Source organism: Pseudomonas sp. BF-B-26, from assembly GCF_019956495.1.
Classification (GTDB): domain Bacteria; phylum Pseudomonadota; class Gammaproteobacteria; order Pseudomonadales; family Pseudomonadaceae; genus Aquipseudomonas.
In genome coordinates this window covers 24662-41145 of record NZ_JAHBDP010000065.1, presented here as the reverse complement: position 1 = coordinate 41145, position 16484 = coordinate 24662, and the positions used below count along the sequence as shown (strand labels likewise).

Below are 16484 nucleotides of genomic sequence, written 5' to 3'. Positions count from 1 at the left end.
AGATTGCCTCACTGCCCGGCCTGAGCGGTACGCTGCCCAGTGCCAGGGAACACGTTGCGTTTGCAGATTTTCGCTTCGACTTTCTGTCCCGCGGCACCTGCTTCAGGGCCCTGGACTTCGACGGCCAGCAGATTCTGCGAGGCCCAGTCTTCGTCCGTGCGCAACTCAAAGGCGAAACGCCCGTCAGTGTCGGAGGTTTCCGGTTTTTCGATCTTGATGTCCTCGTGGCGGCCGTTCATGTACCAGAGGGTGGCTTGCAGAGTTTTCACCGACGGATCGGCGAAGCGGATATCAACCTGGTGACCGCTGTTCTGCAGGTTCAGGTTCTTGCTGTTGACCATCAATTCGTTCTTGCCCGGTTTCAACGTGGTGCTGCCGGTCATCTGTGCATCCTTTCCTTCGCAACCGTTGTCCAGCAGCGCCATCATCTGGCGGTAGATGGTCTCCTGGTCGAGGCGATAGAGCGGCGAGAATTCCCAGATCAGAATCTTCGGTGGCTTCTTCTGGAACTCTTCGCTGCCCAGGTACTGCAGCATCGAACCTTCCAGGCCACCGCCGGGGAACGCTACGTTGAGGATGTCGGCGCCGATGGCCTCTTCGAGGAAACCGGCGAAGTTGTAGTTCTTGCCACTGTGGCTGGTGCCGACCAGGGTGATCTCCGGATTACCGGAATCACTGAACAGATCGCCATCGCCTGCTTCACCCTTGGGCTCGGTGGTGAACTGATCCATGTACTGGATCGCGTAGCTGGTGCCACAGAGTTGACCGGCCATCTTGTGCAACGTTCCGTTCTTGCCCATGCGACCCGACTTATGGCTCTCGAATTCGCGTTTCGGCACGTCGGCAAAGGCCGGCATTTTCTTGATTTGCTCACCGACGATTTTCGCCGTGCGCTGGGCGCCATACGGCGTCCAGTGTTGGTCGCCCTGGAAGTAGAAATCGTGGGCCGGCAGAGTTTCAGGCAGCGACTCGTTGGTCAGCGGCGACAGGTCCGGCACGGTGTAGCCCATGGCGGCGAAACGCCCGAGCATGGCCTTGTAGTTCCTCAAGGCCTTGTCGAAATCGTACTTGGCCTTCTCTTCCGGGTTGAGCTTGTTGCGGTTCACCAGACCACGGGTCGGCTGGTAAACGATGACCAGTTCAATGCCTTTGCTCTTGAACGCATCGTGCAGTTCTTTCATGCGCTTGTAGCCGGCGGGCGTGGTGTCGAATTCGGTGCGCAAGTCTTCTTGCGTACGGAACAGCCAATCGCCCTGAGCCTGCACCAGCGTGGTGAAGTTTTGCTGGTAACGCGTGGTGTAGTTCTTCGCGTCGTGGGCTTCCGGACACAGGTTGCAGCACGGTTCGGCGTTGAAGGTTGGTGCTTTGGCTTCATCGGCACGAGCGCCAGCGCTGGCCGCGAGAATGCCGGCGGTCAGGGCCGACAGGCTGAGTAATTTGATCAAGTGTGGGTGCATAAAATTATCCTCAGTCCCGTACTTTGGTCTGGCGTTCGACAGGGTCGATCAGCACGGCTTTCTGCTGGCGCACCAGTAGGTCGAGAATTTCATCCTGGCGTTCGCCGAGAATCCCCGAGAAGCTGATGCCGCTGGATTTGGTCGGCGCGAGCATGGACACGCGATACAACTCCACGCTCAACGGCGAGTCGATGGACAGCGGGCCGCTGCCGTTGCCGGCCAGTTCGCCGCCGACCACGATCAGGGACACCTCGGCATCGAACGGGTCGAGCTTGATGTCCCGGTCGGTGTCGCTCAGGTCCTTGATGTGCCCGTAGATGCCGGTCAGGCCGTTGGCCATGGACAGGTTTTCGTAGAGGCGGATGTTCACGCTGTTACGAATCCGGATGCCGTGGCGTTGGTTGCTGATCACCTTGTTGCCGTAGATCAGGTTGTCGGCACTCTCGTAGAGGGTGATGCCGTCAGTGTGGTTCTTGTAGATCTCGTTGTAGGCGATCAGGTTGTTGACGCTGTTACGGTCGATCACCAGGCCCGACAACTTGTTGTCGTAGCTGCGGTTGTTGAAGATGAAGCTGTCGTTCACTTCACGGGAAATAATGATCCCGTGCTTCTTCTTGGTACCGAACACCGTGTTGTCGGCAATGATCAGACCGTGGGAACGGTCATGCGGGTCAATGCCGTAGACGATGTTGTCTTTGTAGGTGTTGCCCTTGACCACGAAGTCGCGGGTTTCGTAGCAGTAGAAGCCGTACCACATGTCCGAGAACTCGGAACCGACGATCCAGCCGCTCGGTTCAGGGCGCTTGAGCACCTTGGCCATGTTCGGCGTGTACTGGGAAATACTCACGCCGTAGGACTTACTGTTGGCGTAGCCGAAACTGGCGATCTTGCTGTTGGCGATGTAGGTCTGGGTGCCGCCCCAGGACAGCAGGAACGGACGGAATTCCTTCGGCGACTTGAAGGCCGACGGGCCGTTTGCCTTCTCGCTCCAGCCAGTGATTTTGGTATCGCGCACGAATAGCTGGCCGTCGTTGACCAGGAACGAACCGCTCTCTTGGGACAGGCGCAGTTCCTGGGTCTGCTTGTCGATTTCCAGGATGCCTTTCTCACCCACCACGATCGGCAGCTTCGCCAGGAATACACCCGGCGAGGTTTCGCTGAAGTACTGCTTGGGTACTTTCTTGACCAGATCCTTGAGGTTCATGTAGCCGTCGTCGATGAAAATCGCCTGCGGGATACCGTGCTGGCGCACGACCCATTCGGCCATCTTGTTATCGCCGCCAATGAAGTCCTTCAGGGCGTTTTCCTGCATCATCCGGCGCATGCTGATTTTGCCGGGCTTGGTGCGCACGACTTTCGCGGCGATGGCTTCGGCGGTATAGCCGGAGGTGTCCGGCAGTTTCGGCTTGGCCAGCTCCAGCGGCGCGGTCGGGGCGCTGCTGACGGTGTAGGTCTTGGCTTGTTGCAACCCTTTTGCAATGGTCGCCGGTTGCCCTTTTTGAACGGGCGAGGCCGGCTCCACTGTGGCGAAGGCTGCCGTGCTGGCCAGCAACATCGCGCCGGCCAGCAAGGTTATCGAGCCTCTCTTCGGACTGTTCATGTCAGGAACTCCCTTAGCGGTTCGCATCAGAAGCGCCAGATCACGTCGATAAACGCACGGTGCATGTAGGAGTCGACGCCTTTGCCATACGCATCGCCGGGCTTGAACACACCGCCACGCAACCGCACCAGGGCCGAAGGCTCATCGATCGACTGGCTCAAGGAGGCGGGCAGCAGGCCTTGCTTGAAGTACTTGGTGACGACCACGTCCATTTCCTGACCGAGGTCTTTGTTGCCATCTTCCAGCGGCAGGGACGTGCTGGACAGAATTGCGCCGGTCGCGTCGTCGGTGTTGTTCTCGACGGCGTTGATGCCGTTGCTGCCGACAGGCTTGTTGCCGTCTACGCGCCAGAATTTGTGGTAGATCACGCTGGCGTCGTATTCGTCGTTGAGCATCCACGAACCGAACAGAGTGGCGGTCTGCATGTTTTGCATTTCGCCACGGAAGGCTTCGCCGAAACGGTGAACCCGCGAGCGAGTACCGGTGTAGTTCGAGCGGTTGCTTTCCAGGCCGTTCTGTTCGTATTCGGCGCTGGCACGGGCATAGGCTGCACCGACTTGCCATTGCGGATCGAGGCGCAGACGCACGCCCAGGTCAGTGGCCCAGCCATCTACATTGCCACTGGTTTTGGCTTGTGCTGGAGCGGTGCCATCGGCGTTGAGCGGGTTGACCTTGTCGCGGTCGCCGCTCATACCGGTCACGCTGCCCCAGTAGTTGACGGTGTTGGTGTTGCGCCAGTTGTAGGCATCGCTGTCGGCGGTAAGGCCTATCCAGCTGATGTCGCCATTCTGTTTTTTGTCCAGGGAATCGGTGGGAACACCCGGCTGCGCGTAGTCGAGCTTGCCGTCATCGTGGGTGTGATGACCGCGAATGCCGACCCAGTTGCCCGGGGTCCACTGGTACGCCGCATCGGCGAAAGCGTGCAGGCGATCCTTGTCCTTGGGCGCGAGTTCTGTGAGGTCGGTGCGGTACTCGCTGAAGCGTTCGGCAACACCGGCGTTGGCGCGCAACAGGGTGGTGTCGAAGGTCCAGTTCAGGGCTTCGATGTTGGTGTCGCGCCATTGGCCATCGTCATTGTGCAGGCGCTGGCGACCGAGCTTGAGCATCTCGCCGGGGTACGGCGTCAGGCCTCTGTAGCCGACCCAGAACTCACGCATCGCCAGGTAGTTTTTCTTGCTCTTGCGACCACCGCTGTCGGTGCTCTGGGTGCCGTCGCTGTCGGACTGTTGCAAGGTGTCCGTCTCGATGATGTCGGTGGACGTCACCGCCTGCCCCATGGCATAGCCGCTCCACGCGCCGCTCTCGCCGTAGACCCATGGACGCAGGTCGAGGCCGACGCCGTTGACGTCGCCGCCGCTCGCCGTACCGAGGTCAGTGTCGTCTTCGGACTGGGCAGTGACTTTCACGTCAAGGCCGTAGTTCTTGCTTTCAGTCAGGGCCGCCAGGGTCGGGCACGACCACAGCAGGGCGAATGACAGGCCAATACCGGCCTTAACGAATGGATTCAACTTCATAGGGATTCCTCGCCGTCTTCTTCTTCCAGGGCATGCAGTTCCAGCGTGTTCTGACTCAAGGCACCACGAACGGCCTGTTCTTGTTTCAACAGGCGTTGGGCCTCGGCGAGCTGGGCAGGCGGCAGTTGGGTTTCGAGTGTTTGCGCAAGCTCGGTGGCTTGCGGGGTGTTCTGGGCCTTGGCCAATTGGCTGAAGACATAAGCGTTAAGTGGGTCGGGCCGGGTGCCCTTGCCTTGGGAGAACAGTTGGGCAATGGCGAAGTCGGCGCTGTTCTGGCCGTTACGCGCAGCCTTGAGCAGGTGATCCAGCGCTTTTTGCGGATAGACCTTGCCCAGGTAACCGCGACGGTAGATCTGGCCGAGGTAGTAATCGGCGGCCACTTCTCTGTCGACGGCTTTCTTGAAGTGTTCTTCGGCGACCTTCGCGTCGGCCGGCACCATTTTGCCTTCGTAGTAGAGCTTGCCCAGCAGCAGTTCCGCGCGCGGCTGGTCGGCGGCGCGGCCGTTGTCCAGGTACTTCATCATCGTGTCGACGTCACCCAGTTCCGGGAAGTCGTAGAGCAATTGCGCCAGGCTGACCCAGGAAGCGGGGTAGCCGGGTGCGATGCCTTCGAGCAGCGACTGGGCGGTTTTCTCGTCGGTCGTGCCCAGGGATGCATCGCCCAGTACGCGAGCCACGCTGTCCACCCGCTGGGCGGAAACCGCGCCGCGAGCCTGAGCGGCTTGCATTTGCTTGATCAGCTCGGCCTGTTTCTCTGGCTGGGCTTTTTTCTGATAGACCGTGGCCAGTTCGACGTAGCAGATGTCGGTGGTGTTCAACGCGGCTTTGCAGATCGATTCCACTTCGTCCAGGTGCTGGTCGTAAGTGCCCTGGGTGCGATAGAGCAGCACTTGGGCCAGGCCCGCTTCCGGCTTGCCTTCGGCGCGCCATTGGCTGATCTGCTGTTGTGCATTGACGTTCGGGAAACTGTGCGGGTATTGCAGGTACAGCATCGCCAGCGGGATCAGGGTGTTGCCTTCACCATTGGCCGAGGCTTTTTTCAACAGGCCTTCGGCTTCGTGCTGTTCGGCTTCGGTGGAGCCGGGTTTGGCCACCAGCAGACGACCCAGGCGAGCCTGAGCTCGCGGCGAGACGCTGGCCGCGGCGCGATAAGTCGCCTCGGCTTTCTTGATCTGCGCCGGGTCATGGCTGTCGACCTGGATATCGGCGAGGCCAACCTGTGCTTCGCTGTAGCCCAGGTCTGCCAGTTGCTGGTAATTCTGCGCCGCCAGCGTGGTATCACCGCGCTTGAGGGCTTCGTTGGCCAGACGCTGGTCGGGCAGGCCGGCGCATCCGGCCAGGGCGATTGCCATGGCCAGAGTCAGCGGGACTGGCAGGATTCTGAGTGGGCTAGTCACGGGCATGTCCTCTTGTTTTTAACGACCGGCGGCCATGGCTTTGTCGATCAGCCAGTTCAGGTTCGGACCACGGGTGGCGTTGACTTCAACCGGGCGACCGGCGAATTTGCTGTCCAGCGGCTCGTCAGGCTTGATCATCACGCGGATGTCGGACGACAGGTCGGCGCTTTTCAGGCTGGTGCTGCTGACGATCGTGCCGGAGCGGGTTTTGTCTTCGCCGGCGATCTGGAAGCTGACCGAGCTGCCTGGCAACACGTCGGCGAACTGGCGATAGGAGAAGCGCGCTTCAACGTTGGCTTCGCTGTTACGCGGCACCAGTTGGAAGATCACGTCACCTTTGCTGGCGTACTGACCGTTGGCGACCATTTGCTGCGCTACGGTGCAATCGCACGGCGACGTCAGGGTGCCGGTCATTTGCTTGCCGAACAGTTCTTCAACCTTGGCTGGTTGCAATTGATTGTCGTCAAGATGGCCCTTGAGCACATCGAGCATGCTGGTGCTGAAGGTCGCGAGCGGCGCGCCCTTGGCGGCAACGCCGTCGGGCTTGATCAGGCTCTGCACCGTGCCATCGCGCGGCATGGTGATGTTCATGCCCGCCACGCTGACCAGACCGGCCTGGGCGTGGCTGATGAAGTACATGCCGTACACCGACTTGAAGATGAAGCCGAATGCCGTCAGACCGACGAGGAAGATCGCCAAGCTGAAGGTCACTGCACGCAGACGACCGAACGGGGTCATGCCGTGGCCGCCATCCTTGGTCTTGCGCGCCTTGGTGAAGTTGTCGCGTTGCAGGGTGGCCAGCACTTCACCCATGGTGACGATGTCGCCGGCCAGGTGAGAAGTGATCAGGTGGCGCAGGGTGGAAATGTCCTGGGATTCGAGGTTCTGGAACTGGCAACCGGTACGGCCGGTTTCGCGGTCGTGGGAGCGCACCAGTAACTCGACGTCCATGGCCAGGCCGAGGTTATCGATGACGAACTGCAGGCGAGCCTTGTACACGTCGCCGATCTTCAGTGGCAGCTGACCGGCGTTGAAAGCCAGGCCGCCAGCGGAGAGGTCGATGACCCGAGCTTCGACCGGGGTCCGGTCAGGACCGAAGAAACGCAGCTTGGCCGGAATTTTTACTCGGGCGTGTTGGCGCTGGGCTTCTGATTCATGCACTACGTTGGCGTTGACGGCGGTATTCATATGGGCGATTTCCTAGTTAATTCAGGCGAGTTCGGTCAGACCATCATCAGCAGCACAGCAACAAAAATGCTGCCGGCTGAGAAGGTCATGGTCCGAGACGACCAAGTGTTGAACCAACCTTGAAAGCTGGCGAGATCACGGGTCAGGGAAGTGGGCTGGCGACTCCAGGACTGTCGGTCGAGGCGGAAGAACACGTAGATCTTCACCAGCGCGCCGATGATCTGGTTGTAATAGAGAATCACCGGGTAGGCCGGGCCGATCGTGTGACCGGACAAAGACAGCAGCACGGTCAGGATCAGGCGGGTAATGCCGATCCACAGCAGGTAAACCAGGATGAACGCGATGCCGTACTTGAAGCTGGCGATGAGCGCGACGGTCAGGCCCAGCAGCGACGTCCACATCGACACACGCTGGTCAAACAGCACCACCGAGGTGAACAGGCCGAGACGTTTCATCCCCAGGCCCAAGGCGCGGGAGTTCTGCCGCAGGTTGTTGCCGTACCAGCGGAACATCAGTTTGCGGCTGGCCTTGATGAAGCTTTTTTCCGGCGGGTGTTCCACGGTATGAATGGCGGCGTCCGGCACATAAAACGTGTCGTAGCCCATGCGCATCAAGCTGAACCAGCTCGACTTGTCATCACCGGTGAGGAACTTGAAGCGACCCAGGCGCCAGTGTTGCAGCGAGTCGCTTTCCACGTCGGCGATGAATTCCGGGTTGGTCACCACAGTGGCGCGGAATACCGACATCCGCCCGGTCATGGTCAGCACGCGCTTGGACAGGGCCATCGAGCACATGTTGATGTGGCGCTGGGCGAATCGCAGTTTGTGCCACTCGCTCATGATGTAGCCGCCGCGCACTTCGCAGAACTCGTTGGTAGTCAGGCCGCCGACATTGCCGAACAGCTGGAACCACGGCACGGTCTTGAGCACGACGCCTTCGGCGAGCACGGTGTCGCCATCGATCACTGCAACCACTGCGCGGTCGTCCGGCAGGTGGCGGGAGATGGCGCGGAAACCGTAGGCCAGGCCATCACGCTTGCCGGTGCCGGGAATGCGCACGAAGTCGAGCTTGACGCGAGCCGGTGGGTTCATTTTGACCCAAAGGCTTTTCACCAGCTTCTCATCGGACATTTCCACGATGGAGCAGACCATGGTGGTTGGCAGTCCGCAGTCGATCGCTTCGCGAATTACCGAGGCGTAGACCTGGGCGGTGGTCAGCGCGTCGATACGAAAACTGGTGACCATCAGAAACACATGGGACGGGTCTGCCGCTTTACCCAGCTTGCGCACTTTGCGCCGCAGGTGCGGGTAGACCACGTACAGAAACAGCATGCCGCGCAAAAAGTGCGTGGCACCCATCGAGTAGCGCCAGATACCGACGATACCGATCAGGAAGATGAAGTCCTTCGACTCGGAGTCGAACGTGGACGCAGGCAACGCCATGGCGATGCCCATCAAAATACTTAAGTAAAACAGCCAACCGGCGGCCTGAAGTAGGCCGTGCTTTAGCCTGTGCATAATCTGCATCCGTCTCTATCTCGGGCGAGCCTGTGGGGTGGCCCGATGGGGTTAAGGCAGGCTTACGAAAACTGGCGACATCCGGTCTGGATGACGCCAGAAATCCTGTAGGAGCTGGCGAAGCCTGCGATCTTTTGATCTTTCGCTTGAAACTCAAGTGGACCTGGAAAGATCGCAGCCTCGTTTCACTCGACAGCTCCTACGACCGCATTACCAGCAGATGCCTTCGGTCCGGCCACTTACGCTGGTGGCCTGGGACATGAAGCCGACCAGGTCGATCACTTGCTTGCCGTGTGGAGCGTTCTGCGCCAGGGCGCGGAATTTCTCGTCACGGTTGCCAAGGATGATCACGTCGGAGTTGTTGATCACGTCGTCGAAATCGGAGTTGAGCAAGGACGAGACGTGAGGGATCTTCGACTCGATGTAATCCTTGTTCGCACCGTGGACACGGGCGTATTCGACGTTGGTGTCGTAGATGCTCAGGTCGTAACCCTTGCCGATCAGCATTTCCGCCAGATCAACCAGCGGGCTTTCGCGCAGGTCGTCAGTACCGGCCTTGAAGCTCAGACCCAGCAGGGCGACTTTGCGTTTGCCGTGGCTGGAGACGATGTCGAAAGCGTTCTGCACCTGGGACTCGTTACTGCGCATCAGCGAGTTGAGCAGTGGTGCTTCCACGTCCAGGGAACCGGCGCGGTAGGTCAGGGCGCGAACGTCCTTCGGCAGGCAGGAACCGCCGAATGCGAAACCAGGGCGCATGTAGTACTGGGACAGGTTCAGCGTCTTGTCCTGGCAAACCACTTCCATCACTTCGCGACCATCGACGCCGACAGCCTTGGCGATGTTGCCGATCTCGTTGGCGAAGGTCACCTTGGTGGCGTGCCACACGTTGCAGGTGTACTTGATCATCTCGGCCACTGCGATGTCCTTGCGGATGATCGGAGCGTCGAGTTCTTCGTACAGCGATTGCAGAACGTCACCCGAAGCCTTGTCGAACTCGCCGATGACGGTCATTGGCGGCAGGTCGTAGTCGGCGATCGCGGTGCTTTCACGCAGGAACTCAGGGTTCACTGCAACGCCGAAGTCGACGCCGGCCTTCTTGCCGGAGCAGTCTTCGAGGATCGGGATCACTACGTTTGCCACAGTGCCTGGCAGTACGGTGCTGCGAACCACGATGGTGTGACGGGTGGTCTTGTCACGCAGGACAAAACCGATCTCGCGGCACACAGCTTCGATGTAGTTCAGTTCCAGGTCGCCGTTCTTCTTGCTCGGCGTGCCGACGCAGATCATCGACAGGTCGGTGTCGCGAATCGCCTCGGCGAAGTTGGTCGTGCCGCGCAATTTGCCCGTCTCGATACCCTTCTGCAGAAGCTCGCCCAGACCCGGTTCAACGATCGGCGATTTACCGGCGTTGATCATATCGATTTTGTCTTTGGCAACATCGACGCCAACGACGTCATGGCCCCGTGCAGACAGGCAACCGGCACATACTGCGCCGACGTAACCCAAACCAAATATGCTGATGCGCATCGCAATTACCTCTGTGTTTATCAAGCCATTACATGGCCGGAGTTAATGGTGTTCAGCGGTCGAAGTGCACTCGGAAGTGCGCCTTAAAGGCGTCACAATGCCGCGTGCAGGCATATAAGTTCCGAGTGTCTAAATAAGTGCACTCAAGATGTGCGCAACTAGGCTTTTATTGTTATGGCGTGCCCTGTTATGCAGCAGGTCTTCTAATCAGAAGACATTCGTGCAAAGGTCTTGCGCGCTCAATGCCAGGCCAGAAGCCCGTAAATCAAGCGGTTGGGTGCTCAGGTGAGCACGTTTATAGGGGCGCAGCCTTGGCCTTGTAGGGGATATTTCTGATGTTTATCTCCTGTCCTTCATGTGTTGCCCAAATCAGGGATCAGTAAGCAGAAGTTAATGTGACAACTTTGCTATGTGAATCTCTTCTCTGCGTAAGTCATCTCGTACAAGCTCAGAGAGAATGGTTACCGGTGGTATGAGCGACGCATTTGGACATAGTTCCGGTCCGCCCATCGCGAATTCTGAAATTTCTTGAAATATAGAAAAAGATGGCACTGCTTCCATATTGATAGCAGCACCCGTTTCGCCCTTGATATATAGGCTTATTGTCGGGTTAGATAGTTATGTGCCACTACCGATAAAAAATTTCAGTGCCACTACTGAAAAATTTCAACAAAGTCGAGTGAAACTAAAGTTAGAAAATCGGGTGATGGATTTTTGACGTCAGTAAGGTGACGAATGGGGCGGGGAATTGTTGGACGATGGACGTGGCGCACGACCCGTTGATGAGGCGTGCGCCAACCGGGTGCTTACTCGGGGGCGTGATCGCGCAGGAACACCAGATTGTCCGGTTTCGACTGCTCGGCGCTGTAGCGATAACCTTGGGCATCGAACTGCTTGAGGGCTTGCGGGTCGTTGATGCGCTCTTCAATGACGAAACGACTCATCATGCCGCGGGCCTTTTTCGCGTAGAAGCTGATGATCTTGTACTGGCCGTTCTTCAGGTCCTTGAATTCGGTATTGATGATGCGCGCGTTCAGGGCGTTGCGTTTGACTGCCGAGAAGTACTCGTTGGAGGCCAGGTTCAGCAGCACGTCATCGCCTTGATCGGCCAGGGCTTCATTCAACCATTCGCTGATCCGTGTGCCCCAGAAGGCATACAAGTCCTTGCCACGGGCATTCGCCAGTTTGGTGCCCATCTCCAGTCGATACGGCTGCATCAGGTCCAGTGGGCGCAGCAGGCCGTACAGGCCGGACAACATGCGCAAGTGCTGCTGGGCGTAATCGAAATCGGCCTCGCTGAAGGTTTGAGCATTCAACCCGGTGTAGACGTCGCCCTTGAAGGCAAGCAGCGCCTGCTTGGCGTTTTGCGCAGTGAACGCGGGCGTCCAGCTGCCGAAACGCGCGGCGTTGAGCCCGCCGATCTTGTCGGAGACGTGCATCAACTCGCTGATCTGCGCTGGGGCCAGCTCGCGCAATTGCAGGATCAGCTCCTGGGAATGGTCGAGATATTGTGGCTGGGTGAAGCGCTGGGTCGCCGGCGGTGTTTCGTAATCGAGGGTCTTGGCGGGGGAAATCACCATCAGCATGAAGTCGTCTCCTTTAATCGTGGGGGCGATTCTAGGGGGTTGTCCTTGTTGACTCCAGCTATCAAGTCCATAGGTGATGATCGGCGGTAATCGGCAATCCCTGTGGGAGCGGGCTTGCTCGCGAAGGCGGCGGCACATTCAACATCGATGGCGCCTGACCCACCGCTTTCGTCGGAACGCCGCCCGGACCAAGCCTGCTCCCACAGTGGGTCGCGGTGCTGCGGGAATGTGGCTGCGATCAGCTATAGTGCCGCGCGGGTTTTGTTATGGAGACATCCCATTGCGTATCGTTTTTCTATTCTCGGCCTGGCTGTTGAGCTTTGGTGCCATGGCGGCGTCGGGCGATGTGGCGACGCTTGATCGCAGCACCTGGCCTGAACAGCTCAACAGCCCGACCCTGTTTGATGTGGCGTCACGGGCCGAGATCCTCATGTTTTCTCGCGTCCTGTTGGCCAGCGAATCCCTGGATGAAGTGAGCCTGGCCCAGCGCCTGGGGTTGCGTACGGTCAATCTGGAATCGATCAACAATCTGCGCCAGCGCATGTGGCAGAGGCTGCTGACCAACTACAACTACGCCCAGCAGAGCTGCGATCAGGATGCTTCCTTCTGTTTCCTGGTCGAGGACATGGACACCCTGCGCCAGCAAGCCGCCAAGTTTCAGGTCAGCGATGAGAGCTACTACATAAAGTGGGCCGAGCCGAGCCGACTGTTCCACGCCCAGTACCTGGACGAGCAATTGCGCAAGGCAGCGCTGTTTCCGCAAACCAGCAGCGAAGTCGATCGTTTTGGCGACTATGAGCGCAACGGCGATCAAATGCATGACCGGCTGTTTTTGCTGACCTTCGACAGCGCCGCCAATACCGCGCCGGATAACACAGCCTGGGCCACGGAATACCTGCGCAAGTCGAACATGAGTGGCACGTTCTTCGTTCTCGGCAAGGACATCCAGGCCCGTCTGGCCGATCGTTCGGTAGCCAGCCTGCAAGCGACGTACTCGAAGCAGTGCATTGGCGTGCAAGGTTGGGAATTTCGCTCACACAGCCACTGGCAGGACTGGCAGGATTCGGTGCGACGCAGCGCCGAACTGGTCAAAAACAAACTGCCCGAGAACTACGTGCCGTTGTTTCGGCCGCCCGACGGTCAGCGTCGGTCCGATGCTGAAGGATTCTTCAAATCCCAGGGTTTGCAGGTGGCGCTGTGGGATATCGATGCCCAGGACGGCGCGGGCAAGCTGAAAGCCAATCAGAGCGCGCAACGGGTGTTGAGCCTGATGTTGTTGTGGCGCCACGGGGTGATCAACTTCAACGTGAAGCAGGATGCGCTGAAAACGGCGATGCCCTGGCTCATCACGCAAACGGCGCAAAGCGGAATCGGCTGGGAAGACTGTCAGGACGCGTTTCGCTGAAAACGACGAAAGGCCGTAAACATTGGGGGAGGGGTGGTTTTGGACGAGAATTCGGTGCAGGCGGACTTCCGACTTTAACGGGGTGATGGCAATCCGCCTAGTGCTATTGGTCACTCTGAAAAATAAACTTCAAAAAAACGTCAAAGTACTTTTTTCTGTCACAGGTTTTGGAGTATTACGAAGACAGACCGCCGAAACCTGCAGACAGGTGGCGTCTTCCAAGACCCCAATTTGTGTGCAGTTCACTTGACTCCTCGCAGGTGAATTCGGTGGCCACTTCGAGGCGCAGCACTGTAACGGTATTGCGTCGACTGGCTCCCACAAAGGTGACCGAGTATGGATGATCACGGACGTAATTCTTCCTCCAACCAGCCAATCCTTTATGTACTCGATACCAACGTATTGATTCACGATCCAAACGCCCTGCTTAACTTCGAAGAACACCACGTCGCCATCCCGATGACCGTGCTTGAAGAGCTCGACAAGCTCAAGAGCGGGCATCACAGCGTGGCTGCGGAATGCCGTCAGGCGATTCGTCTGATCGACAAGACCCTGGGCGATGCCAGTCCTGAAGACGTCGAGCTCGGCGTCCCGATCCAGCGTGGCAAAAGCGGACCGAAGGGTTTGCTGTCAATTCTGATGAGCAAGCGTGCAGAACCGAACCTCATTCTGCCCGAGCACCTGAACGACAACATCATCATCAACCAGTTGATCGACCTGCACGCACGCGAACCAAAGCTGCCCGTGGTGCTGGTCACCAAAGACATCAACATGCGCCTCAAGGCCCGGGCTTGCGGGATCGCGGCCGAGGACTACAGCACCGACCAGCTGGTCGACGACGTGTCGCTGCTGCCCAACGGTTATCACAACATGACCGGCTCCTTCTGGGACCGCGTGAGGAATGTCGATACCCGTCAGGACCATGGCCGCACCTGGCACCAGGTGCAGCTGATCGACAACCTGCCAGCAGTACACGTCAACGAGTTCATCATCGATGAACAGGGCTTTGTCGGCTGGATCAAGGAGATCGAGGAAGACAAGCTGCTGATTCTCGACCTGCATCAGGAACCCCTGTTGCACCAGGAAGCCTGGGGCCTGAAACCACGTGACATCTATCAAAGCCTGGCGCTGTACGCCTTGCTCGACCCGGATATCCACCTGGTCAATCTGACCGGAGCAGCAGGTTCCGGTAAAACCATCCTCGCACTGGCGGCGGCGATCGAGCAGACCATGGTCAGCAAACGTTATCGCCGGATCATCGCGACCCGTAGCGTGCAGGGCCTGGACCAGGAGATCGGCTTCCTGCCCGGCACTGAAGCGGAAAAAATGGAGCCTTGGCTGGGCGCCATCACCGATAACCTCGAAGCCTTGCACATGGATGACGAAAACACCCATGGCAGTGTCGATTACATCCTCAGCAAAGTGCCGTTGCAGTTCAAATCCCTCAACTACATTCGAGGCCGCAGCTTCCAGCAGAGTCTGATCCTGATCGATGAATGCCAGAACCTAACGCCGCACCAGATGAAAACCATCATCACCCGTGCCGGCGCCGGTTCCAAAGTGGTGTGCCTGGGTAACCTGGCGCAGATCGACACCCCTTACCTGTCCGCGACCAGTTCCGGGCTGACGTACCTGACAGAGCGCTTCAAGGATTTCCCCAACGGTGTGCACATCACCCTGCAAGGGGTGCCGCGTTCGATTCTGGCCGAATACGCCGAATCGCATTTGTAAACCCTTCACCCAAGAACCGGGCGACCTCAAAGTCGCCCGGTTTTTTATGCCCACACAAATCCCTTGTGGGAGCGGGCTTGCTCGCGAAGGCGTCGTTTCAGTCAATATTGATGTGGCTGACACTCCGCTTTCGCGAGCAAGCCCGCTCCCACAAGGGGTTGTGTTGATCCGATAATCAAACGTGCGGAATTTTGACCCACAGGTTTACAATCGGGGCTTCTGATCAGGAGTATCCCTGTGCTGACTCATCTCGATTCCCAAGGTCGCGCCCATATGGTCGACGTCACTGAAAAAGCCGTGACGTTCCGTGAAGCAACGGCCCAAGCGCTTGTGCGCATGCTGCCCGAAACCCTGCAGATGATCGTCAGCGGCGGTCACCCCAAGGGTGATGTGTTCGCCGTGGCGCGTATCGCCGGCATTCAGGCGGCGAAGAAAACCAGCGATCTGATCCCTCTGTGCCATCCGTTGCTGCTCACCGGCGTCAAGGTCGAGCTCAGTGCCGAAGGCGATGACACCGTGCGCATTGTCGCGCGCTGCAAGTTGTCCGGGCAGACCGGTGTAGAGATGGAAGCCCTGACCGCCGCCAGCGTCGCGGCGCTGACTATCTACGACATGTGCAAAGCCGTGGATCGCGGCATGACCATTGAAAGCGTGCGCCTGCTTGAGAAGCTCGGCGGCAAGAGCGGCCATTTCCAGGCGGATCAACCATGAACGTCACCGTGAAGTTTTTTGCCCGTTACCGTGAGGCGCTCGGCGTGGACTCGGTGAAGGTTGAAGGTGATTTCGCTACGGTCGACGATGTGCGTGCGCTGCTGGCCCAGCGTGACGGTGCCGAAGTGTTGAGCGAGCAAAACTTGATGTGCGCCCGCAACGAAGACCTGTGTCAGCTCGATGAGCCGGTGAGAGAGGGCGATGAAGTGGCATTTTTCCCGACCGTGACCGGAGGCTGAGCCATGGCGATTCGCGTGCAATCCACGGCGTTCGATCCGGGTGCTGAAGTCAATGCCATGCACGCCGCCAATGTGGGCGTTGGTGCGGTGGTGAGTTTTGTCGGCTATGTTCGCGACTTCAATGACGGACTCGACGTCGCCGGGATGTTCCTTGAGCACTACCCGGGCATGACCGAAAAAGCCCTCGCCAAGATATCCACAGAGGCCGAGCAGCGCTGGCCTCTGCTCAAGCTTGAAGTGCTGCATCGCATCGGCGCGCTGGAACCGGGTGAGCCGATTGTGTTTGTCGGCGCCGCCAGCGCCCACCGACAGGCCGCGTTCGACGCCTGCGCCTTTGTCATGGACTACCTGAAAACCCGCGCTCCGTTCTGGAAGAAAGAAAACACCCCTGACGGGTCGCGTTGGGTTGAAGGGCGGGACAGCGATCATGCGGCGGCGGATCGCTGGAAGCAGTAAACAGCCAGTCAGTTCTTCATTGACTGTCCGTCCGCCTTCGCGAGCAAGCCCGCTCCCACATTTGATCTCCATGTACACAAATGCTGTGTACGACATAGATTCCCTGTGGGAGCGAGCCTGCTCGCGAAGAGGTCATCAGCAACACCAAAAATCCTC

13 protein-coding genes are annotated in these 16484 nt (G+C 58.7%); 5 read left to right on the top strand and 8 right to left on the bottom strand.

Features of this window, described 5'->3' with window-relative positions:
- Positions 1–8 precede the first annotated feature (8 nt).
- The 8 genes from KGB03_RS11085 to yaaA all read right to left on the bottom strand — a co-directional run bounded on the left by KGB03_RS11085 (position 9) and on the right by yaaA (position 11786).
- A complete protein-coding gene (locus KGB03_RS11085; protein WP_218538142.1) occupies positions 9–1457 on the bottom strand; it encodes an alginate O-acetyltransferase in 1449 nt (482 codons plus the stop codon).
- A 10-nt stretch (positions 1458–1467) separates the two neighbouring features.
- Positions 1468–3057 (bottom strand): mannuronan 5-epimerase AlgG, encoded by a 1590-nt coding sequence (algG, locus tag KGB03_RS11080; protein ID WP_223527076.1) that lies wholly within the window; start codon positions 3055–3057, stop codon positions 1468–1470.
- Positions 3058–3083: 26 nt separating this feature from the next.
- Positions 3084–4571, bottom strand: a complete 1488-nt coding sequence (locus KGB03_RS11075; RefSeq protein ID WP_223527075.1) for an alginate export family protein — start codon at positions 4569–4571, stop codon at positions 3084–3086.
- Positions 4568–5974, bottom strand: a complete 1407-nt coding sequence (gene algK, locus KGB03_RS11070; RefSeq protein WP_223527074.1) for an alginate biosynthesis TPR repeat lipoprotein AlgK — start codon at positions 5972–5974, stop codon at positions 4568–4570. Before algK ends, KGB03_RS11075 begins: the two co-directional genes overlap by 4 nt.
- Before the next feature lie 12 nt (positions 5975–5986).
- Entirely contained in the window at positions 5987–7156 is a 1170-nt protein-coding gene (locus tag KGB03_RS11065; RefSeq protein ID WP_111450328.1) for an alginate biosynthesis protein Alg44, read from the bottom strand.
- Positions 7157–7191: 35 nt separating this feature from the next.
- Positions 7192–8673, bottom strand: coding sequence for a mannuronan synthase (alg8, locus tag KGB03_RS11060; protein ID WP_375154729.1), 1482 nt, complete (start codon positions 8671–8673; stop codon positions 7192–7194).
- Positions 8674–8883: 210 nt separating this feature from the next.
- Positions 8884–10200, bottom strand: a complete 1317-nt coding sequence (locus tag KGB03_RS11055; RefSeq protein ID WP_008153478.1) for a nucleotide sugar dehydrogenase — start codon at positions 10198–10200, stop codon at positions 8884–8886.
- 806 nt (positions 10201–11006) lie between these two features.
- Complete coding sequence (yaaA, locus tag KGB03_RS11050; RefSeq protein WP_218538145.1) at positions 11007–11786, bottom strand: peroxide stress protein YaaA; 780 nt, start codon at positions 11784–11786, stop codon at positions 11007–11009.
- A gap of 280 nt (positions 11787–12066) precedes the next feature.
- Here yaaA and KGB03_RS11045 point away from each other — a divergent pair, with 280 nt between their 5' ends.
- From KGB03_RS11045 to moaE, 5 genes are all read left to right on the top strand, one after another.
- Complete coding sequence (locus tag KGB03_RS11045) at positions 12067–13191, top strand: polysaccharide deacetylase family protein (RefSeq protein WP_218538146.1); 1125 nt, start codon at positions 12067–12069, stop codon at positions 13189–13191.
- A gap of 336 nt (positions 13192–13527) precedes the next feature.
- The gene (locus KGB03_RS11040; protein WP_111450322.1) at positions 13528–14922 is read left to right on the top strand and encodes a PhoH family protein; all 1395 of its coding nucleotides are present in this window, start codon (positions 13528–13530) and stop codon (positions 14920–14922) included.
- Positions 14923–15159: 237 nt separating this feature from the next.
- Positions 15160–15633 (top strand): cyclic pyranopterin monophosphate synthase MoaC, encoded by a 474-nt coding sequence (gene moaC, locus KGB03_RS11035; RefSeq protein WP_095132959.1) that lies wholly within the window; start codon positions 15160–15162, stop codon positions 15631–15633.
- A complete protein-coding gene (moaD, locus tag KGB03_RS11030; RefSeq protein WP_218538147.1) occupies positions 15630–15872 on the top strand; it encodes a molybdopterin converting factor subunit 1 in 243 nt (80 codons plus the stop codon). Before moaC ends, moaD begins: the two co-directional genes overlap by 4 nt.
- Positions 15873–15875: 3 nt before the next feature.
- Positions 15876–16328 carry a molybdopterin synthase catalytic subunit MoaE gene (gene moaE, locus KGB03_RS11025; protein ID WP_111450321.1) on the top strand — a complete coding sequence of 151 codons (453 nt, stop codon included), beginning with the start codon at positions 15876–15878 and terminating at the stop codon, positions 16326–16328.
- Positions 16329–16484 lie beyond the last annotated feature (156 nt).

What these genes read in the sequence shown, in the direction of transcription:
- algG (WP_223527076.1), bottom strand. Translation starts at nt 3,057, where the DNA reads ATGAACAGTCCGAAGAGAGGCTCGATAACCTTGCTGGCCGGCGCGATG.
- yaaA (WP_218538145.1), bottom strand. Translation starts at nt 11,786, where the DNA reads ATGCTGATGGTGATTTCCCCCGCCAAGACCCTCGATTACGAAACACCG.
- moaD (WP_218538147.1), top strand. Translation starts at nt 15,630, where the DNA reads ATGAACGTCACCGTGAAGTTTTTTGCCCGTTACCGTGAGGCGCTCGGC.
- KGB03_RS11075 (WP_223527075.1), bottom strand. Translation starts at nt 4,571, where the DNA reads ATGAAGTTGAATCCATTCGTTAAGGCCGGTATTGGCCTGTCATTCGCC.
- alg8 (WP_375154729.1), bottom strand. Translation starts at nt 8,673, where the DNA reads ATGCACAGGCTAAAGCACGGCCTACTTCAGGCCGCCGGTTGGCTGTTT.
- KGB03_RS11055 (WP_008153478.1), bottom strand. Translation starts at nt 10,200, where the DNA reads ATGCGCATCAGCATATTTGGTTTGGGTTACGTCGGCGCAGTATGTGCC.
- algK (WP_223527074.1), bottom strand. Translation starts at nt 5,974, where the DNA reads ATGCCCGTGACTAGCCCACTCAGAATCCTGCCAGTCCCGCTGACTCTG.
- KGB03_RS11040 (WP_111450322.1), top strand. Translation starts at nt 13,528, where the DNA reads ATGGATGATCACGGACGTAATTCTTCCTCCAACCAGCCAATCCTTTAT.
- moaE (WP_111450321.1), top strand. Translation starts at nt 15,876, where the DNA reads ATGGCGATTCGCGTGCAATCCACGGCGTTCGATCCGGGTGCTGAAGTC.
- KGB03_RS11065 (WP_111450328.1), bottom strand. Translation starts at nt 7,156, where the DNA reads ATGAATACCGCCGTCAACGCCAACGTAGTGCATGAATCAGAAGCCCAG.
- KGB03_RS11085 (WP_218538142.1), bottom strand. Translation starts at nt 1,457, where the DNA reads ATGCACCCACACTTGATCAAATTACTCAGCCTGTCGGCCCTGACCGCC.